10 protein-coding genes and 1 pseudogene are annotated in these 15,984 nt (G+C 69.8%); 2 read left to right on the forward strand and 9 right to left on the reverse strand.

Annotated elements, in window-relative coordinates:
* Positions 1–25: 25 nt before the first annotated feature.
* Positions 26–1,249, reverse strand: a complete 1,224-nt coding sequence (locus G6048_RS09125; RefSeq protein ID WP_165338956.1) for a right-handed parallel beta-helix repeat-containing protein — start codon at positions 1,247–1,249, stop codon at positions 26–28.
* A 352-nt stretch (positions 1,250–1,601) separates the two neighbouring features.
* On the opposite strand from G6048_RS09125, the gene G6048_RS09130 reads away from it, so the two are divergent.
* Positions 1,602–4,442, forward strand: coding sequence for a beta-L-arabinofuranosidase domain-containing protein (locus G6048_RS09130; RefSeq protein ID WP_165338957.1), 2,841 nt, complete (start codon positions 1,602–1,604; stop codon positions 4,440–4,442).
* Positions 4,443–4,538: 96 nt separating this feature from the next.
* On the opposite strand, the gene G6048_RS09135 is transcribed toward G6048_RS09130, so the two are convergent.
* Positions 4,539–5,642, reverse strand: coding sequence for a mechanosensitive ion channel family protein (locus G6048_RS09135; protein WP_165338958.1), 1,104 nt, complete (start codon positions 5,640–5,642; stop codon positions 4,539–4,541).
* 354 nt (positions 5,643–5,996) lie between these two features.
* Positions 5,997–6,959: a lysylphosphatidylglycerol synthase transmembrane domain-containing protein gene (locus tag G6048_RS09140; protein ID WP_165338959.1), complete on the reverse strand. Its 963-nt coding sequence runs from the start codon at positions 6,957–6,959 to the stop codon at positions 5,997–5,999.
* Positions 6,960–7,109: 150 nt separating this feature from the next.
* Here G6048_RS09140 and G6048_RS09145 point away from each other — a divergent pair, with 150 nt between their 5' ends.
* Positions 7,110–8,999, forward strand: coding sequence for an ABC transporter ATP-binding protein (locus G6048_RS09145; protein ID WP_206341374.1), 1,890 nt, complete (start codon positions 7,110–7,112; stop codon positions 8,997–8,999).
* A 217-nt stretch (positions 9,000–9,216) separates the two neighbouring features.
* Here G6048_RS09145 and G6048_RS09150 read toward each other — a convergent pair whose 3' ends face one another.
* From G6048_RS09150 to G6048_RS09170, 6 genes and pseudogenes are all read right to left on the reverse strand, one after another.
* Positions 9,217–11,904 (reverse strand): LuxR C-terminal-related transcriptional regulator, encoded by a 2,688-nt coding sequence (locus tag G6048_RS09150; RefSeq protein ID WP_165338961.1) that lies wholly within the window; start codon positions 11,902–11,904, stop codon positions 9,217–9,219.
* 114 nt (positions 11,905–12,018) lie between these two features.
* Positions 12,019–12,435, reverse strand: coding sequence for a DUF7144 family membrane protein (locus G6048_RS09155; protein ID WP_165338962.1), 417 nt, complete (start codon positions 12,433–12,435; stop codon positions 12,019–12,021).
* 55 nt (positions 12,436–12,490) lie between these two features.
* A complete protein-coding gene (locus G6048_RS50850) occupies positions 12,491–12,718 on the reverse strand; it encodes a GAP family protein (protein WP_268978656.1) in 228 nt (75 codons plus the stop codon).
* A gap of 73 nt (positions 12,719–12,791) precedes the next feature.
* Positions 12,792–13,070 (reverse strand): annotated as a pseudogene (locus G6048_RS50855) (GAP family protein); the annotation flags it as partial.
* Between the two features lie 119 nt (positions 13,071–13,189).
* Entirely contained in the window at positions 13,190–14,494 is a 1,305-nt protein-coding gene (locus tag G6048_RS09165) for a cytochrome P450 (RefSeq protein WP_165338963.1), read from the reverse strand.
* 20 nt (positions 14,495–14,514) lie between these two features.
* On the reverse strand, positions 14,515–15,879 hold the full coding sequence (locus G6048_RS09170) for a glutamine synthetase family protein (RefSeq protein WP_165338964.1): 1,365 nt from the start codon (positions 15,877–15,879) through the stop codon (positions 14,515–14,517).
* Between the last annotated feature and the right edge of the window lie 105 nt (positions 15,880–15,984).

Here is a 15,984-nt window from a genome sequence, read left to right on the forward strand (position 1 = left end):
GAACGGGCCGTACGCCACGGTCAGTTCACAGGCGCGCCCCGATGGCCGTGCCGTCACGCGGGACCAGGAAGCCCGCGGCGGACGGCAGCGAGCCGTCGGCGTCGCGGGGCCCCGTGATCGCGGCCGGGTTCGTGCTCTGGACGGACGACTCGCCCCAACTGCCGCCCAAATTCCAGGAGTTTCCGGTGGCGACGGTGCCCGAGCCGACGGCGGCGGCCCGCCCGTCCGCGACCGACAGGTTCTCCTTCAGTACGGCACGCGATCCCGCACCGTCGGCGTCGAAGCCCGTACCGGCGTTGCCGAAGGTGGAGTTGCGGCTCAGCGCGAGCGCTCCGGGGTTGCCGTTGTCGGTGATGCCGTGCTGGGCGTTCTTGAACGAGACGCTGTTGCGCAGGGTGTGGGCGACGGACGGGTCGGGATCGCCGCCGCCCATCTTGAAGCCGTTGCCGTCGCCCGCGAAGTCGGGGAAGTTCCAGCGGTTGAAGCCGTTGCCGTACGCGACCGTGTCCTCGATGACGATCGGCGAGGTGAACTCCCAGGCGTCGAAGCCGTCGTCGACGTTGTTCCACAGCCGCGCGCCCCGCACCACGTTGCCGCTCCCGCTGCCCTCCTTGATGGCGAGCCCGTCCGCGCTCTCGCCGTTCTTGCGCGGATCGCGGTTGCCGTAACTGTCCAGGTTCAGGATCTGGTTGTTGCTGGAGGCGCCCTGAAGCTGGAAGCCGGACTCGTAGTTGTCGTGGGTGCGCAGGCCGGAGAAGACGTTGTTGTTGCAGCCGTCGCAGTAGACGCCGTACGGGCCGCTCACGATCTCCAGGCGCGAGATCCGCCAGTGGGACGCTTCCTGGTGGATGGCGCCGCGCTCGGCACGCGGGATGCTGCCGCCAACAGGTGTGTGACTGGCGGGCAGTCGCTCCCCGTCGACGACGACGCGTTCACCCTGGTACGCCTCCAGGGTGATCGGCTGGGACGCCGTGCCCGAGGTGGTGATGGTGATGTTGTCGGTCATCCCGTACGTACCGCCGCGGACGGCGATGACGTCACCGGGCCGCGCCTTGTCCACGGCCTTCTGAATGGTCCGCAGCGGACGCGCGAGCGTTCCGGGAGCGGAGTCGTCGCCGTTCACGGCCACGGCAATGGTGGGCGTGGCGGCGGCTGACGTCTCCTCGGCTGTCGCTGTCGCCGTTGCTGTCGTCGTCGGCACCGCGACCCCCAACACGAGTAATCCGGCGAGCACACCGACTGTGCGCATGAGGCTTCCTCTTCCTGTCCGGACGGATGTCGCCTTTGAGTGGCCACCCGACCGCGGAACGTTGCCGCATGCGCTGTCGAGCACCCTTCACGCACCGGCCAACGGCCGACATTTCGAACGGAGTTCGGTAAGCCGGTCAGAACGTAAGGTGCAGGTGGGGCGGCGTCAAGACTTCGTGAACGCTCGCGACTTCTGCTTCCAGTGATGCGGAAGGTGCACTCGGTGCCAATCGTGACGTAACCATTGACGTGCTCCTGTCCGCCTTTTACGTTCTGGTCGGTTATCCGAACCTTGATCGATATATCGGACAACTCCCCCCTGACCAGAAGCTTGAGCAAGAAGAGGCCCCCCCATGGCGTCAGCCCCCTCCAGACGATCCCTGTTCCGCGCCGCCGCCCTGGTCGCCGCGACCCCGGTGATATCCGCGATCCCCGTCGGCCGCGCCGCCGCCGGGAGTGGTGCCTCCGCGGCGGCGGTCGCCGTCGCGGCCGGGCTGCCGGTGCCGTCCGCCTGGGCGGTGCGGCCGTTCGAGCTGGAGGACGTGAAGCTCGGGCAGGGCATCTTCGCCGGCAAGCGCCAGTTGATGCTCGACCACGGCCGCGGCTACGACGTGAACCGGCTGCTCCAGGTCTACCGCGCCAACGCCGGCCTCTCCACGGGCGGCGCGGTCGCCCCCGGCGGCTGGGAGGGCCTGGACGGCGAGGCCAACGGCAACCTCCGCGGCCACTACACCGGCCACTTCCTGACCATGCTTTCGCAGGCTTACGCGTCCACCGGCGACCAGGCGTACGCCGACAAGATCCGCACCATGATCGGCGCACTGACCGAGGTGCGCACGGCACTGCGCGGCGACCCGAAGATGCTTGCCGTCGCCGGGAAGTGGGGCGGCGCGCACGAGAACGTCCGGGGCTCGTACCAGTACGTCGACCTCCCGGCCGCCGTGCTCGGCGGTGCCGCGGCGATCACCCTGTCGGTCTGGGTGAAGCCCACGCACAACGCCAACTGGCAGCGGATCTTCGACTTCGGCAACAACACCACCCGGTACATGTATCTGGCCGCACGCAACGGCAGCGGAGTACCGCGCTTCGCCATCACCACCAACGGCCCGGGCGGGGAGCAGGGCCTCAACGGCACCGCCGCACTGCCGCTGAACCAGTGGAGCCACCTGGCGGTGACCATCTCCGGGAACACCGGCACGCTCTACGTCAACGGCGCACGCGTCGCCCAGAACACCTCGATGACCCTCAACCCGGCGGCGCTCGGCACCCTGACGAACAACTGGCTGGGCCGCTCCCACTTCTTCACCGACCCCGTGTTCGCGGGCGCCTTCGACGAGTTCAACGTCTACTCACGGGCCCTGACCGCGGCCCAGATCACCTCGCTGCAGACCAACGAGGCCAAGACGTCCTCCGCGGGGCTCGGCAACCTCGCGTCGTACTACTTCTCGGCCACCACCGGCGGCACCTTCGCGGACGCCTCAGGGCGCAATCTCACCGCCACCCTGCGCCGCACCTGGGGCGGGCCGAGCCATCCCGGGTTCCTCGCCGCGTACCCGGAGACGCAGTTCATCCAGCTGGAGTCGATGACCAGCGGCGACTACACCAAGGTCTGGGCGCCCTACTACACGGCGCACAAGATCCTCAAGGGTCTCCTGGACGCGTACCTCGCCACCGACGACGACCGGGCGCTCGACCTCGCGTCCGGCATGTGCGACTGGATGTACTCCCGGCTGTCCAAGCTGCCCGACTCCACCCTCCAGCGGATGTGGGGCATCTTCTCCAGCGGCGAGTTCGGCGGCATCGTCGAGACGATCGTCGACCTGCACTCGATCACCGGCAAGGCCGAACACCTCGCGCTGGCCAAGCTGTTCGACCTCGACAAGCTCATCGACGCCTGCGCCGCGAACACGGACATCCTCAACGGCCTGCACGCCAACCAGCACATCCCGATCTTCACCGGCTACGTGCGGCTGTACGACGCGACGGGCGAGGCCCGATACCTCACCGCCGCCAAGAACTTCTGGGGCATGGTCATCCCGCACCGCATGTTCGGCATCGGCGGGACGAGCACGGGCGAGTTCTGGAAGGCCCGAGGGCTCGTCGCGGGCACGATCAGCGACACCAGCGCCGAGACCTGCTGCGCGTACAACCTGCTCAAGCTGAGCCGGATGCTGTTCTTCCACGACCAGGACCCGAAGTACATGGACTACTACGAGCGGGGCCTGTACAACCAGGTCCTCGGCTCCAAGCAGGACAAGGCGGACGCGGAGAAGCCGCTGGTTACGTACTTCATCGGCCTCACCCCCGGGCACGTACGCGACTACACGCCCAAGCAGGGCACCACCTGCTGCGAGGGCACCGGCATGGAGAGCGCCACCAAGTACCAGGACTCGGTGTACTTCACGAAGGCCGACAACTCCGACCTGTACGTCAACCTGTACAGCCCCTCCACGCTGACCTGGTCCGCGAAGGGCGTCACCGTCACGCAGGCCACGGACTACCCGAGGGAGCAGGGCACCACGCTCACGGTCAGCGGCGGCAGCGCGACCTTCGACCTGAAGCTGCGCGTGCCGTCCTGGGCGACCGGCGGCTTCCGGGTGACCGTCAACGGCAGTGCGGTCAGCGGAACTCCCAGCCCCGGCAGCTACTTCACGATCTCCCGGGCGTGGCGCAGCGGCGACACCGTACGGGTCACCATCCCGTTCCGGCTCCGGGTCGAGAAGGCGCTCGACGACCCGACCCTGCAGACGCTGTTCTACGGCCCGGTCAACCTGGTGGGCCGCAACTCCAGCACCAGCCACCTCCAGGTCGGGCTCTACAAGAACGCCGCCCTCTCCGGCGACCTGCTGCCCTCACTGACACCGGTGTCCGGCAAGCCGCTTCACTACACACTGAACGGCACGGAGTTCGCCCCGTTCTACGAGGGCACCGAGGACCGGACACACGCCTATGTCCGCCGGGCCGAGCCCAAGGTCGTGTTCGGGAACACGGACTCCGGGGTCGCCAATCCGGCGAAGTCCGACGGGACGACGCTGCTCGACGAGATCTGGGCGGGGGCGCCGTTCGCCAACAAGGCCGCCCTGGTGACGCGGGTGCGGTCGACGGTGGACGCGTGGGTGTCCGCGGGCCGGCTCACCCAGGCCAACGGGCAGCAGGTGGTCGCCACGGCGCAGAACGCGACGTACGTGCCCTGACCGCCACGTACGTACCCTGACGGCGGCCGGATTGCCTCGGGGCGGCCCAACTGCCAGGGAGGTCACCGGCATTGACACGGTGACCTCCCGCTCGGCTCATGCTTTCTGCGCGTCTACGGAGATGGTCGTGACGCCGTCCCACTGCGGCGGAATGACCCCGACGTCCTTCGGGCCGCCGTTCTGCAGCGCGATCGTCCGCGCGGGGGAGGGGATCCTGATGCCCTCGACCCGGTAGCGCGTGTGCAGCCGCTTGATGAACTCGTGCTTGATCCGGTACTGGTCGCTGAACTCGCCGACCCCCAGGATGACCGTGAAACTGATCCGTGAATCCCCGAACGTGTGGAACCGGATGGCGGGTTCGTGCTCGGGCATGGCGCCCTCGACCTCCGTCATCACCTCCATCACGACCTCGGAGGTCACCCGCTCGACCTGCTCCAGGTCGCTGTCGTAGCCGACCCCGACCTGGACGGTGAGCGTCATCTCCTGTTCGGGACGGCTGTAGTTGGTCATGTTCGTGCTGGACAGCTGGGCGTTGGGGATGATCACAAGGTTGTTGGAGAGATTACGTACGACGGTGTTGCGCCAGTTGATGTCGACGACGTAGCCCTCCTCACCGCTCGTCAGCCGGATGTAGTCACCCGGCTGGATCGTCTTCGAGGCGAGGATGTGGATGCCCGCGAAGAGGTTCGCGAGGGTGTCCTGGAGGGCGAGGGCGACCGCGAGGCCGCCGACGCCGAGGGCGGTGAGCAGCGGGGCGATGGAGATGCCCAGGGTCTGCAGGACGATCAGGATGCCGATCGCCAGCACGACGACACGGGTGATGTTGACGAAGATCGTGGCCGATCCGGCGACGCCCTGCCGTGACTGGGTCACCGCCCGTACCAAGCCCGTGACGATGCGCGCCGCCGTGATGGTGGAGGCGAGGATGAGGAGAACCGTCAGGACTTGGTTGACGTTGTGATTGACCCGGCTCGTCAAGGGCAGGGCCGCCGCGGCGGCGGCCACACCGCCGGCCAGCGCCGCGAGCGGCACCAGCGCGCGCAGCGAGTCGACGATGACGTCGTCCCCGTTCCATCGCGTGCGGTCCGCGTGCTTGCGCAGCCAGCGCAGCAGCATCCGCAGCCCGACGCCCGCCGCAAGCCCGACGGCCACCCAGACGCCGGCGATGATCATGTCGTGTGCGGTGAGGTCGCGGTTCACCAGCTGCCTCCCGTCGTGCTGGGAAGGGGGCGTACGCCCGGTATGTGATGTCTCGTCACTTCGTCACCTGCTGCTCGATTCCGGGATGTGCGCTCCCGCCGGTACGTCTGTGCGAAAACCGGCGGGCTCGCTCATCCTGCCGTATCGGCGCGCATGCCTCGCCCCTGGGCCGTTCTGATTCCGGCCATCGTCGTAGGCGCATGGGGTGTGTGGACGCCCGGCGTGTCTGGGGGAGGGCTTGCGTGGAGTGATCATCGACGACTCGCGGGTGGGGCTCGTCCCCCTTCTTCGCGGCGCCCAAGATGGCCAGGATCTGCCGTCGGCTCGAGGATCCGCCGTCGGCTCGCGTGGGGCTCAGATCATCTTCAGGCGCACCAGCGCGCCCAGCGTCAACGCCCCCGGCAGCAGCGGCAGCCACACCGTGATGATGCGGTAGGCGAGTACGACCGCCGTCGCCACGGCTGCCGGGCCGCCGGCCGCCACCAGCGCGACGATCAGCGCGGCCTCGACCGAGCCGATACCGCCCGGCGTGGGGATGAGGGCGACGGCGACGGTCGCGGCCAGATACGCGACCACGATGTGCAGCGGAGACACCGGCAGCCCCAACGCAAGGCCCACCGCGACCAGTCCGGCCGCCTGCAGGATGGGGAAGGAGAGTGAGCCGCCCCACAACGCGAGCGCGCGCGCCGGCCGGGTGTGTACGGAGCGCGCCTCACCCAGGGCGGTCCGCAGGAAGGTGAACACGGCGGTGCGCAGCCGTCGTACGAGCAGCAGGGCCGCCACCGCGACGCACACCGCCGCACCGGCGGCGATCAGCAGCGGACCGACCGCCGCGTCCGGGATGAGCTTGTCGGGGCGCAGCGCGTCGGGGAAGGCGATCAGCAGGGCCAGCAGCAGTCCGGTCCTGGCTATGGACTCCGCGAGCAGATAGAGCGCGAGCGCGGCCGAGGAGCGGGCCAGCGGGATCCCGCACACCGCCATGAAACGGAGGTTGACGGCGCTCGCGCCGAGTCCGGTCGGCAGCAGATGGTTGGCGGTGTTCGCCGCGAACTGCGTGGCGAGCAGGCGGCATTTGGGCAGCCGCTCGACCAGGGCGCCCTGCCGGGTGACGGCCGCCGCGACCCAGGTGAGACAGGTCGCCGCCCCGGCCGCCAGCAGCCAGGGCCACTTGGCCGTCGCCAGGTGGCCGAAGCCGTCCACGAGCACGGGCCAGTGGCGCACCGCGACCACGGCCACGAGGGCGAGCGGAAGCAGGCACAGGATCTGGCGGACCGGGATGCGTCGGCGGAGGGTGCGGGGAAGTCGTACGTCCGTCACACCGGGAAAGGCTTTCCGTGCCGTGCCAACGGGGGGTTGCGTGCACGGGGACGGCGGCTTACGCGCCGCGCACGTCCTTGGATCATGCGTTCACCGCCCGCACCTCTTGACCTCAAGGTTGCTTGAGGTCCTAGCGTCGTTCTCATGAGCATGGAAACCACAGCCTGGATGCAGCTGCACAGCGTCATGAACGCCCAGCAGGAACGCCGACCCCTCGCCCGCGCGACGCTGCGCCGCATCGCCGGTTTCGCCCGTCCACACCGTCGCCGTATCGGGCAGTTCGTCCTGCTCAGCGTGGCGACCGCGCTGCTCGCGGTGGCGACGCCGGTCCTCGCCGGACGGGTCGTGGACGCGATCGTGTCCGGCGGCGAGGAGGGCACGGTCGTACGCCTTGCCCTGCTCATCGCCCTGATCGCGTTCGCCGAGGCGGCGCTGGGCCTTGCGAGCCGCTGGCTCTCGTCGAGGCTCGGCGAGGGACTCATCCTCGATCTGCGGACCGCGGTCTTCGATCATGTGCAGCGCATGCCGGTCGCGTTCTTCACCCGTACCCGTACGGGAGCGCTCGTCAGCCGCCTCAACAACGACGTGATCGGCGCCCAGCGGGCGTTCAGCAACACCCTGTCCCAAGTGGTCGGCAACCTCGTGACGCTGCTGCTCACCCTCGCCGTCATGCTCACCCTGTCCTGGCAGATCACGCTGCTCGCCCTGGTCCTGCTCCCGGTGTTCGTCGTCCCCGCCCGCCGCATGGGCCGCCGGATGGCGAAACTCCAGCGCGAGGCCGCCGACCTGAACGCCGCGATGGGCACCCGCATGACCGAACGCTTCTCCGCGCCCGGCGCCACGCTCATCAAGCTCTTCGGACGCCCCGAGGACGAGTCGGAGGAGTTCGCGGCGCGGGCCCGGCGGGTGCGCGACATCGGGGTCCGTACGGCCATGGCGCAGACGGCGTTCATCACCGCGCTGACCCTCGTCTCCGCGCTCGCACTCGCCCTCGTCTACGGCCTCGGCGGCTGGTTCGCGCTGCGCGGCAGCCTGGAGGCGGGCGCCGTGGTGTCGCTGGCGCTGCTGCTCACCCGCCTGTACGCGCCCCTGACCTCCTTGGCGGGAGCGCGAGTTGAGGTCATGAGCGCCCTCGTGAGCTTCGAGCGCGTCTTCGAGGTGCTCGACCTGAAGCCGCTGATCGAGGAGAAGCCGGGTGCCCGGAAGGTGCCGGACGGTCCGGTCTCCGTCGAGTTCACCGATGTCCGCTTCGGCTATCCGTCCGCGGACAAGGTGTCCCTGGCCTCGCTGGAGGAGGTGGCCTCGTTGGACACCCGCGGTGGCGCCGAGGTGCTGCACGGCATCTCGTTCCGTGCCGAACCCGGGCAGACCGTCGCGCTTGTCGGTTCCTCCGGTGCCGGGAAGTCGACCATCGCGCAACTGCTGCCGCGGCTGTACGACACCGATGAGGGCTCCGTGCGCATCGGTGGCGTCGACGTGCGCGACCTGAGCGCCGAGTCGATGCGGGGCGCTGTCGGCATGGTCACCCAGGACGGGCACCTCTTTCACGACTCGGTGCGCGCCAATCTGCTGCTTGCGCGGCCCGACGCCGACGCCTCCGGCGACGACGAGCTGTGGGACGTTCTGCGGCGCGCGCGCCTCGAGGACCTCGTGCGGTCGCTGCCCGATGGGCTCGACACGGTGGTCGGTGAGCGCGGCTATCGGCTGTCCGGCGGTGAACGTCAGCGCATGACGATCGCGCGGCTGCTGCTCGCCCGGCAGCGGGTGGTCATTCTTGACGAGGCCACCGCGCATCTGGACAACACGTCTGAAGCCGCTGTCCAGGAGGCGCTCACCGAAGCGCTGTCGGGCCGCACCGCGGTGGTCATCGCCCATCGGTTGTCGACCGTACGGGCCGCCGACGCGATCCTTGTCGTCGAGGCGGGACGGATCGTGGAGCGGGGCACGCATGAGGAGTTGCTCGCGGTGGGTGGGCGGTACGCGGAGCTGTATCGGACGCAGTTCGAGAAGGGCGCGCCGCCGCTCGATGCGGCGGCATGAGCGGCGTAAGCGGCATAAGAAGCGTCACGCTTCCGGAAGCCGGCGCATTTCGATGACCTGCAGGCCAAGGTCCTGGAACCGGAGGAGCAGGCCGTAGAGGTGCGCCTCGTCGGTGACCTGTCCGAAGAGGAGGGTCTGCTCCGGAGTCGGGGCCCTTTCCAGCTCCGGGAAGGCCCCGGCGACGGCTGCGGACAGGCGGCCGGTGACGCGGAACTCGTCACAGCAGGCCGAGCTCCCGCGCTCGCCGCACCGCCTCGCCCCGGCGGGAGACCACGAGCTTGCGATAGATGCTCCGCAGGTGCGTCTTCACCGTGTTGACCGACAGACACATCGCCGCCGCGATCTCCTCGGTCGACATGACCTGCGCGCAGTGCTCGAGCACTTGACGCTCGCGAACGCTGAGCTGCTCCACGACCAGCGGAGCCGAAGCGCTTGCCAGCCATGCGTGCCTCTGGGCCGCATCAGGCCCCAGCTCCAGGAGGTGCCGCACCCAGGGACCTGCCTCGAGGAAGGGTCGGCGGAGTGTTTCGGGCCGGGCGACGGCGAGGGCTCTGCCGAGCGTGCTGTGTGCCGACTCGGTGTCCTTGGCGAGGAGCGCGGCATGGGCCCGTATCAGAAGGACGGCGACCCGTTGCGTGATTCCCGCGTCTCGATGATCGCCCGGTGCCGGGAGGAGACCGAGCGCCCGGTCCGGGTCTCCTGACGCGAGGTGGGCGCGGGCAAGCGCGATGACGTGCGCCGACGCGTCGGGCCCGGCTTCGTGCAGGGCGCTGATCGCCGCCGTGGGATCGCCCCGGGCCACGTGAATGGCCGAGTCCGCGAGGGCGATGCGCTGCGCCGGCCAGGGCGGAAGCGCCGGCGGACGATCCTCGAGCGCCGCGAGGGCGGCGCGCCCGCGGCCTTGCGCGCGGTTCAGGTGGGCGCGCGCCACCAGCATTTCGGTACACGTGACCGGGTCGTGCTCCGCGTCGGGGCACTCGGAACCGAGGTCGAGGTGATGGAGGGCGTCCCGGAGATCGCCGCGTTCGAGGGCGACGGTGGCCAGGGCGAGGTGGCCGATCCCGGACCGCCGGGCCGGCGGGACGGAGCGGCAGCGGGCGGTCGCGAGGGCCAACCGAGCGTGTTTCTCGGCCTCGTTGAGTTCACCGCGGAGGGATTCCAGCAGGGCCAGCTGCCCGAGACTGAGGTGCCGTACGACATCGGTCGCATCCGTGCGGCCGTCCGCCGCCGCGGCGAACGCGGTGCGGGCGGCGCCGAGCCGTCCGGTGAGCAGCAGCCCGCGGGCCAGTCCGTACCGCCGCAGCGCCTCGATCTCCGGATGCTCCGCACGCCGCGACCGCGGAACGCGCCCGGCGAGATCCAGGGTCCGGTCCGCCTCCCGGACAGCATCGCGGTCGCGGTCGCCACCGCCGGGCGAGCTGAGCAGCCGGAGCAGGGAGAGAGCAAGCTGTGTCTCCGGGGATGGCTGTGCTTGGGCGGTGCGTATGTGCTCCTCGGCCCGGTCCAGTTGCGCCCGGCAGCCCGCCAGGTCGTACCGGGCGGCGGCACAGGCCCCCGCGACGAGCGCGGGCGCGGTTCCGGGGAGATCACGGGGCATACCGGTGAAGCAGCTCGCCAGCCGGTACGCCTCGGGGCCGGTGAGCAGGCGCCCGATCTCCAGGTCGTCGACCATGCGGGCGGTGGCCCACTCCCAGTCCGCCGTCGCGGCCGCCTGCTCCAGTGCCTCGGTGAGTCGGCCGTGGTCGGCGAGCCAGGCCGCGGCCAGGCGGCGCAGGCGGGGCTCGAGGCCGGGATGGTGGTGGCGCAGGTGGGTGCGGAGGACCTCGGCGAACAGCGGCTGGAAGCGGCACCACCTCGTTCCCGCCACGGACTCGACGAAGGCGCCCGCGCGGGTGAGCCCGGCCAGGATCCACTCCGCGTCCTCGCGTTCCGTCAGGGTGTTCGCCAGGTCGGGGTGCACCCGGTCGAGAATGCTTGAGCGCATCAGCAGGTCGCGGGTGGTCTCGGGCTGGGTGTCGAGTACCTCGGCGAGCAGGTAGTCGGCGACCGCGCTCTGGGACGCCGCGAAGGAGCGGGCGAAGCCGTTCGGGTCGTCGGTCCGTTGCATCTCCAGGGCGCACAGCCTCAGCCCGGCCGCCCAGCCTCCGGTGCGGGTTGTGAGGGTGTCGGCGCTTTCCTCGCAGGACTCGAGACCATGTCCGCGCAGCAGTGTGGTGGCCTCCCGGCGGGTGAATGCCAGATCGGCGCTGCGGACCTCGCAGATCCGGCCCTGGGCGCGGTAGCGGTGCAGCGGAAGCAGGGGGTCGACCCGGCTGATGACGACCAGGCGCAGGCTCTGTCCCGCGTGGGTCAGGACGAAGTCCAGGGCCGAGGTCACCTCGCGTACCGGAACCTGGTCGAGACCGTCGAGTACGAACACGACCGGCCGATGCCGGCGGGCGAGTCCGGACGCGAGCCTCGTGAGCAAGGAGTGCTCGACGAAATCGGCGGACCCGGGCCGGTCCGGGTCCTCGGGCAGGTCGATCCGGTGATGGTGCAGCGCTTCGAGTACGTACGCCCAGAACACCCCGGGCGCCTTGTCCTCGTGCTCCGCGGTCAGCCATACCACCGGGCCCGGTGCCGTCCCCTCGGCCACCCATGAGGCGGCCAGTGTCGTCTTCCCCGCGCCCGCCGGGCCGGTGATCAGCGTCAGGGGGCCGGCCGTACCCGTGGTGAGCCGGTCCAGCAGCCGCTGCCGGCGTACGAGGGTCCGTGGCACGGCCGGGATCGCGAACTTCGCCGCCAGCAGCGGGTCACCCGTCGGCCCCCGGTGTGCCTCCGCGTCGCCGAGGCCGGAAGCCGGGACGTTCGCCGAGGTGTGGGTATCGCGGGTGTCGCGTGCTGCTGAGGCTGTGTTGCGGGGCATGGCCACCGCCCTCTGGGTGCGGCTTGCGACGTGACTGAGGCCTCAGTTCCATCTGACGGCCTCACGTTCATGATCGCCACACGAGCCACACGAGAGGGCGGGAGGCCGGTCTGCTCAGCGGGCGTGGGTTTCCGGCCGCACCACGCACAGTGCCCAGATGACGAAGGAGTACAGGGCGATCGCGATGATCGACCACACCGGGTAGTAGGGCAGGGACAGGAAGTTGGCGATGATCAGGAATCCGGCGATCGCCACACCCGCGATCCGTGCCGGGAGGGCCGCCTTGAACAGGCTGACACCGATGAGGACCCCCACGAATCCGAGGATCAGGTGGAACCAGCCCCACCCGGTCAGGTCGAACCGGAAGACGTACTGCGGCGTCGTGACGAAGAGATCGTCGCCGGCGATGCCCATGATCCCCCGGAAGATGTCGAGGACACCGGCGATGACCAGCATGACCGCCGCGAACACGACCAGTCCGGAGGCAGCAGCCATCTTTTCGGGGGAGCGGCGGTGCACTGTCTGCGTCATGACGTTTCCTCGATTCGTCGGGCCCGCCTGTCTCAGGCGGGGATGTGCGCTTGCCTCAGGTGAGGATCAGGACGATGAAGATCGCGCAGGCGATGATGGTGATGAGCCAGCCATGAGTGCCGACCCACTCCCGTACCGCCGGCGCGGCGGATTCGGCCCGCCGGTGGAACAGGAGCCGGGCGAGCAACGGGATCGCGGCCACCAGGATGGTCAGGGCGATGAACGGAAGCGCCGCTGCGTATCCGGAGTCGCTCTGTTCCAGATGCACACCGACCGTCAGCATGATCACGATGTCCCGACGGCATCAGCAGGATGACGAGCAGTCCGACCTTGAACGCCTTCTTCAGGTCGGCCGTCATCAGCGTGCCGAGCCATTTCGGCGGCTCGGCGGTCGCCCGTCCGAACCAGTTCTTCGCCATCGACGCCGCCAGCAGGCCGACGAGCACATACTGGATGATCTTGCCGCCCGAGCCGTTGTCGTCCCCGCTGCCCAGGTCGACGGCGAGTCCCCATGCGAGGGCCACTCCGGCCGCCGTCGCGACCGCTACGCCGCCCAGGAACCCCAGGGACACACGAACCGCGTTCGGTGTGGTCACGAAGATGACCGCCGACATGATCTGCGGCCCGGCCATCATGGTGATGGCCGGCGGAAGGATCTGGAGACCGTCCACGGGTTCAGCGTGCGGTCACCGCGGACGTGAGCACTCACCCGGGACGGGTGATTGTTGCGGGTGGCTCCCGGCGTCGCGGGTCGTCAGCCCAGAGTGACCTCGACGGGCAGTTTCTTGATGCCGTTGACGAAGTTCGAGCGGACGCGGGGGACCTCGCCGGCGAGGCGGATGTCCGCGAGGCGTGGGATCAGCTCCTCGAACATGATCCGGATCTCGGTACGGGCGAGCAGGTTGCCCAGGCACAGGTGGGGGCTGCCCTTGCCGAAGGTGACGTGGTCGTTGTGCTGCCGGGTGACATCGAAGTCGTACGGGTTGCCGAAGACCTCCTCGTCGCGGTTGCCGGAGGCGAACCACATGACGACCTTGTCGCCCTCCCTGACCTGCTTGCCGCCGAGTTCGACGTCGCGGGTGGCGGTGCGGCGGAAGTGGTAGACGGGCGAGGCCCAGCGCAGGAACTCCTCCACCGCGGTGGGGATCAGCGAGGGATCCTCCTGGAGGCGGGCCAGCTGTTCGGGGTGCTGGAGGAGGGCCAGCATGGAGTGGGTGATGGTGTGGCGGGTCGTCTCGTTGCCGGCGACGACCAGGAGCAGGAAGTAGTTGTCGAAGTCCCGCGGGGAGAGCGGGACGCCGTCGCGCGGGGTGGTGTTGACGAGCTTCGACACCAGGTCCGTGCCGTCGCCGCCGCGCCGTCGGCGGGCCAACTCCCTCCCGTACTCGAAGACTTCGAGTGAGGCGGGGGAGCGGAAGGGCAGGTCGCGGTACTGCTCGCTCTCCTCGCTGTGGAGCAGCACATCGGCGTAGTCGGGGTCGGTGTTTCCGATGATGCGGTTGCCCCAGTCGATGAGCTGCTGGTTGTCCGTAGGAGGTACGTCGAGGAGACGGGCCAGCACATTGATGGGGAAGTCGGCCGAGATCTCCTTGACGAAGTCGAAGCTGCCCTTGGCCAGGGCGGCGTCCAGCGTGGTGGCGGTCAGGCCGCGCAGGAAGTCCGTGTAGCTGTTGATGACGTTCGCGCCGAACTGGCGCTGGATCAGGCTGCGCAGGGCGCGGTGGCGGACGCCGTCGAGCTCCAGGATGGAGGCGCGCCTCTTGATCTGGTCGTCGTCGACCTCTTCGAGGTTCACGAACTTCGTCGAGGTGAAGGTCTCCGCGTCGCGATCGACGGCGGCGATGTCCGCGTGCCGGGTCACCGCCCAGAAACCGGAGTTGGGGGCCTCCTCAGGCTGCCAGTGCACCGGGTCCTCGTGGCGCAGGGTGTGGAACATCCGCCAAGGGGTGACCCCGTCGGTGAAGTTGTCCAGGTCGGCGAGGTCGACGTCGGCCAAGGCCATCGGTTCGCGTATCGCGTCGTTCGTGCTCGAAGTCGGGGTCGGGGTCGGGGTACTCATGGTGCGGCGGCTCCTCGGCGTCACAGGTGGTAGGCGTACTCGGTGAACTCCCAGTCGGTGACGTGCCGTTGGAAGCGTTCGGCCTCATTGCGCTTGTAGCTCAGGAAGGAGGTGGTGAAGTCCTTGCCGAGCAGCTCCGTCAGGGACGTGTCCGCCTCCAGCGCGTCGAGGGCCGCGGGCAGGTTCGTGGGCAGTACGGCGGACTTGGACGTGTCGTAGCCGTAGCCCTCCAGCGGGGCCGGGGGCTCCTCGCCCGCCCGGACTCCGAGCAGGGCGGCGGCGATCGTGCCGGCGATCAGCAGGTACGGGTTGGCGCCGGCGTCGCCGAGCCGCAGCTCCACTCGGGCGCCGGAGCCCCGCTCGGGCGGGATGCGGAGCATGGCGCTGCGGTTGTCCAGGCCCCAGTCGATCAGCCAGGGCGCGAGGGTGTCGGGTCCGAAGCGCTTGTACGAATTGACCGTGGGGTTGGCCAGTGCGGCGAGCGCGGGCGCGTGCGCGAGGATGCCGGCGACGGCGTGCCGGGCGGTGGCGGACAGGCCGTACGTGCCGGAAGGGTCGTCGAAGGCGTTGTGGGCGCCTTCCTCGTCGGGGGCCAGGCAGGACAGATGGAGGTGGAAGCCGGAGCCGCCCGCGTCACCGAAGGGCTTGGCCATGAAGGTGGCGAGCTTGCCCTCCTTGCGGGCCAGCTCCTTGACGGCGGCCTTGAAGCGGAAGGCGCGGTCGGCGGCGTCCAGGGCGCCCGAGTGGCTGAGGTTGATCTCGTACTGGCCGCCGTCGAACTCGTGGTTGCCGGCGACGACGCCGATGCCCAGGTCGCGCAGGTGCCGCAGGGTGCGCAGCAGGTGGTTGCCGGGGTCGGCGCGCAGACCGGCGGTGTAGACGGCGCCGGTGGTCTCCGGTGCGCGGCGCCAGCCTGTGGGAGTCCCCGCGGCGGGTTCCAGCAGGAAGTACTCCAGCTCGGGGCCGACCACGGGCCGCAGTCCGTGTTCGGCGCACCGGGCCAGGACGGCCCGCAGCAGGTCGCGCGGTGACTCGGCGGCGGGAGCCCCGGTCGCCGGGTCGACGACCTCGCCGAGGCAGGTGGCTACGCCGGGCTCCCAGGGCAGCGCGGCCAGGGTGGACAGGTCCGGGCGCACGCAGACGTCCGGCAGTCCCGCGTCCAGACCGCCCGCGACCGGGACGACGTCGCCCTGAGGGCTGGTGTGGTACACGGCGCGGCAGAAGGCCAAGCCGTGCTCGCAGGCCGACGGCAGGTGGTCGAGCAGGACGTCGCGGGCGCGGTCGGTGCCGATCAGGTCGGGATAGATCACCCGGACCACGTCGATGCCCTCGGCGGCGAGCCGCTCCAGATGGCGTCGGACGTCCGGGGTGTCGGATGCGCTCACCGATGTCTCCTTGGGCGGGTGGTGGGACGCCCTCGGGCCCTGGGGGCGCTGGGAGGGGGAGTCCGGGAAGTCGGGGACTTCATTTGACCCCGAACGGTATGGAAG

It is taken from the genome of Streptomyces ureilyticus (assembly GCF_011045025.1).
Taxonomy (GTDB): Bacteria; Actinomycetota; Actinomycetes; order Streptomycetales; family Streptomycetaceae; genus Streptomyces; species Streptomyces ureilyticus.

Excerpts from the sequence above, each read along its gene's own strand:
- G6048_RS09125 (WP_165338956.1), bottom strand. The coding sequence starts at position 1,249 with ATGCGCACAGTCGGTGTGCTCGCCGGATTACTCGTGTTGGGGGTCGCG.
- G6048_RS09130 (WP_165338957.1), top strand. The coding sequence starts at position 1,602 with ATGGCGTCAGCCCCCTCCAGACGATCCCTGTTCCGCGCCGCCGCCCTG.
- G6048_RS09145 (WP_206341374.1), top strand. The coding sequence starts at position 7,110 with ATGGAAACCACAGCCTGGATGCAGCTGCACAGCGTCATGAACGCCCAG.
- G6048_RS09150 (WP_165338961.1), bottom strand. The coding sequence starts at position 11,904 with ATGCCCCGCAACACAGCCTCAGCAGCACGCGACACCCGCGATACCCAC.
- G6048_RS09155 (WP_165338962.1), bottom strand. The coding sequence starts at position 12,435 with ATGACGCAGACAGTGCACCGCCGCTCCCCCGAAAAGATGGCTGCTGCC.
- G6048_RS50850 (WP_268978656.1), bottom strand. The coding sequence starts at position 12,718 with ATGCTGACGGTCGGTGTGCATCTGGAACAGAGCGACTCCGGATACGCA.
- G6048_RS09165 (WP_165338963.1), bottom strand. The coding sequence starts at position 14,494 with ATGAGTACCCCGACCCCGACCCCGACTTCGAGCACGAACGACGCGATA.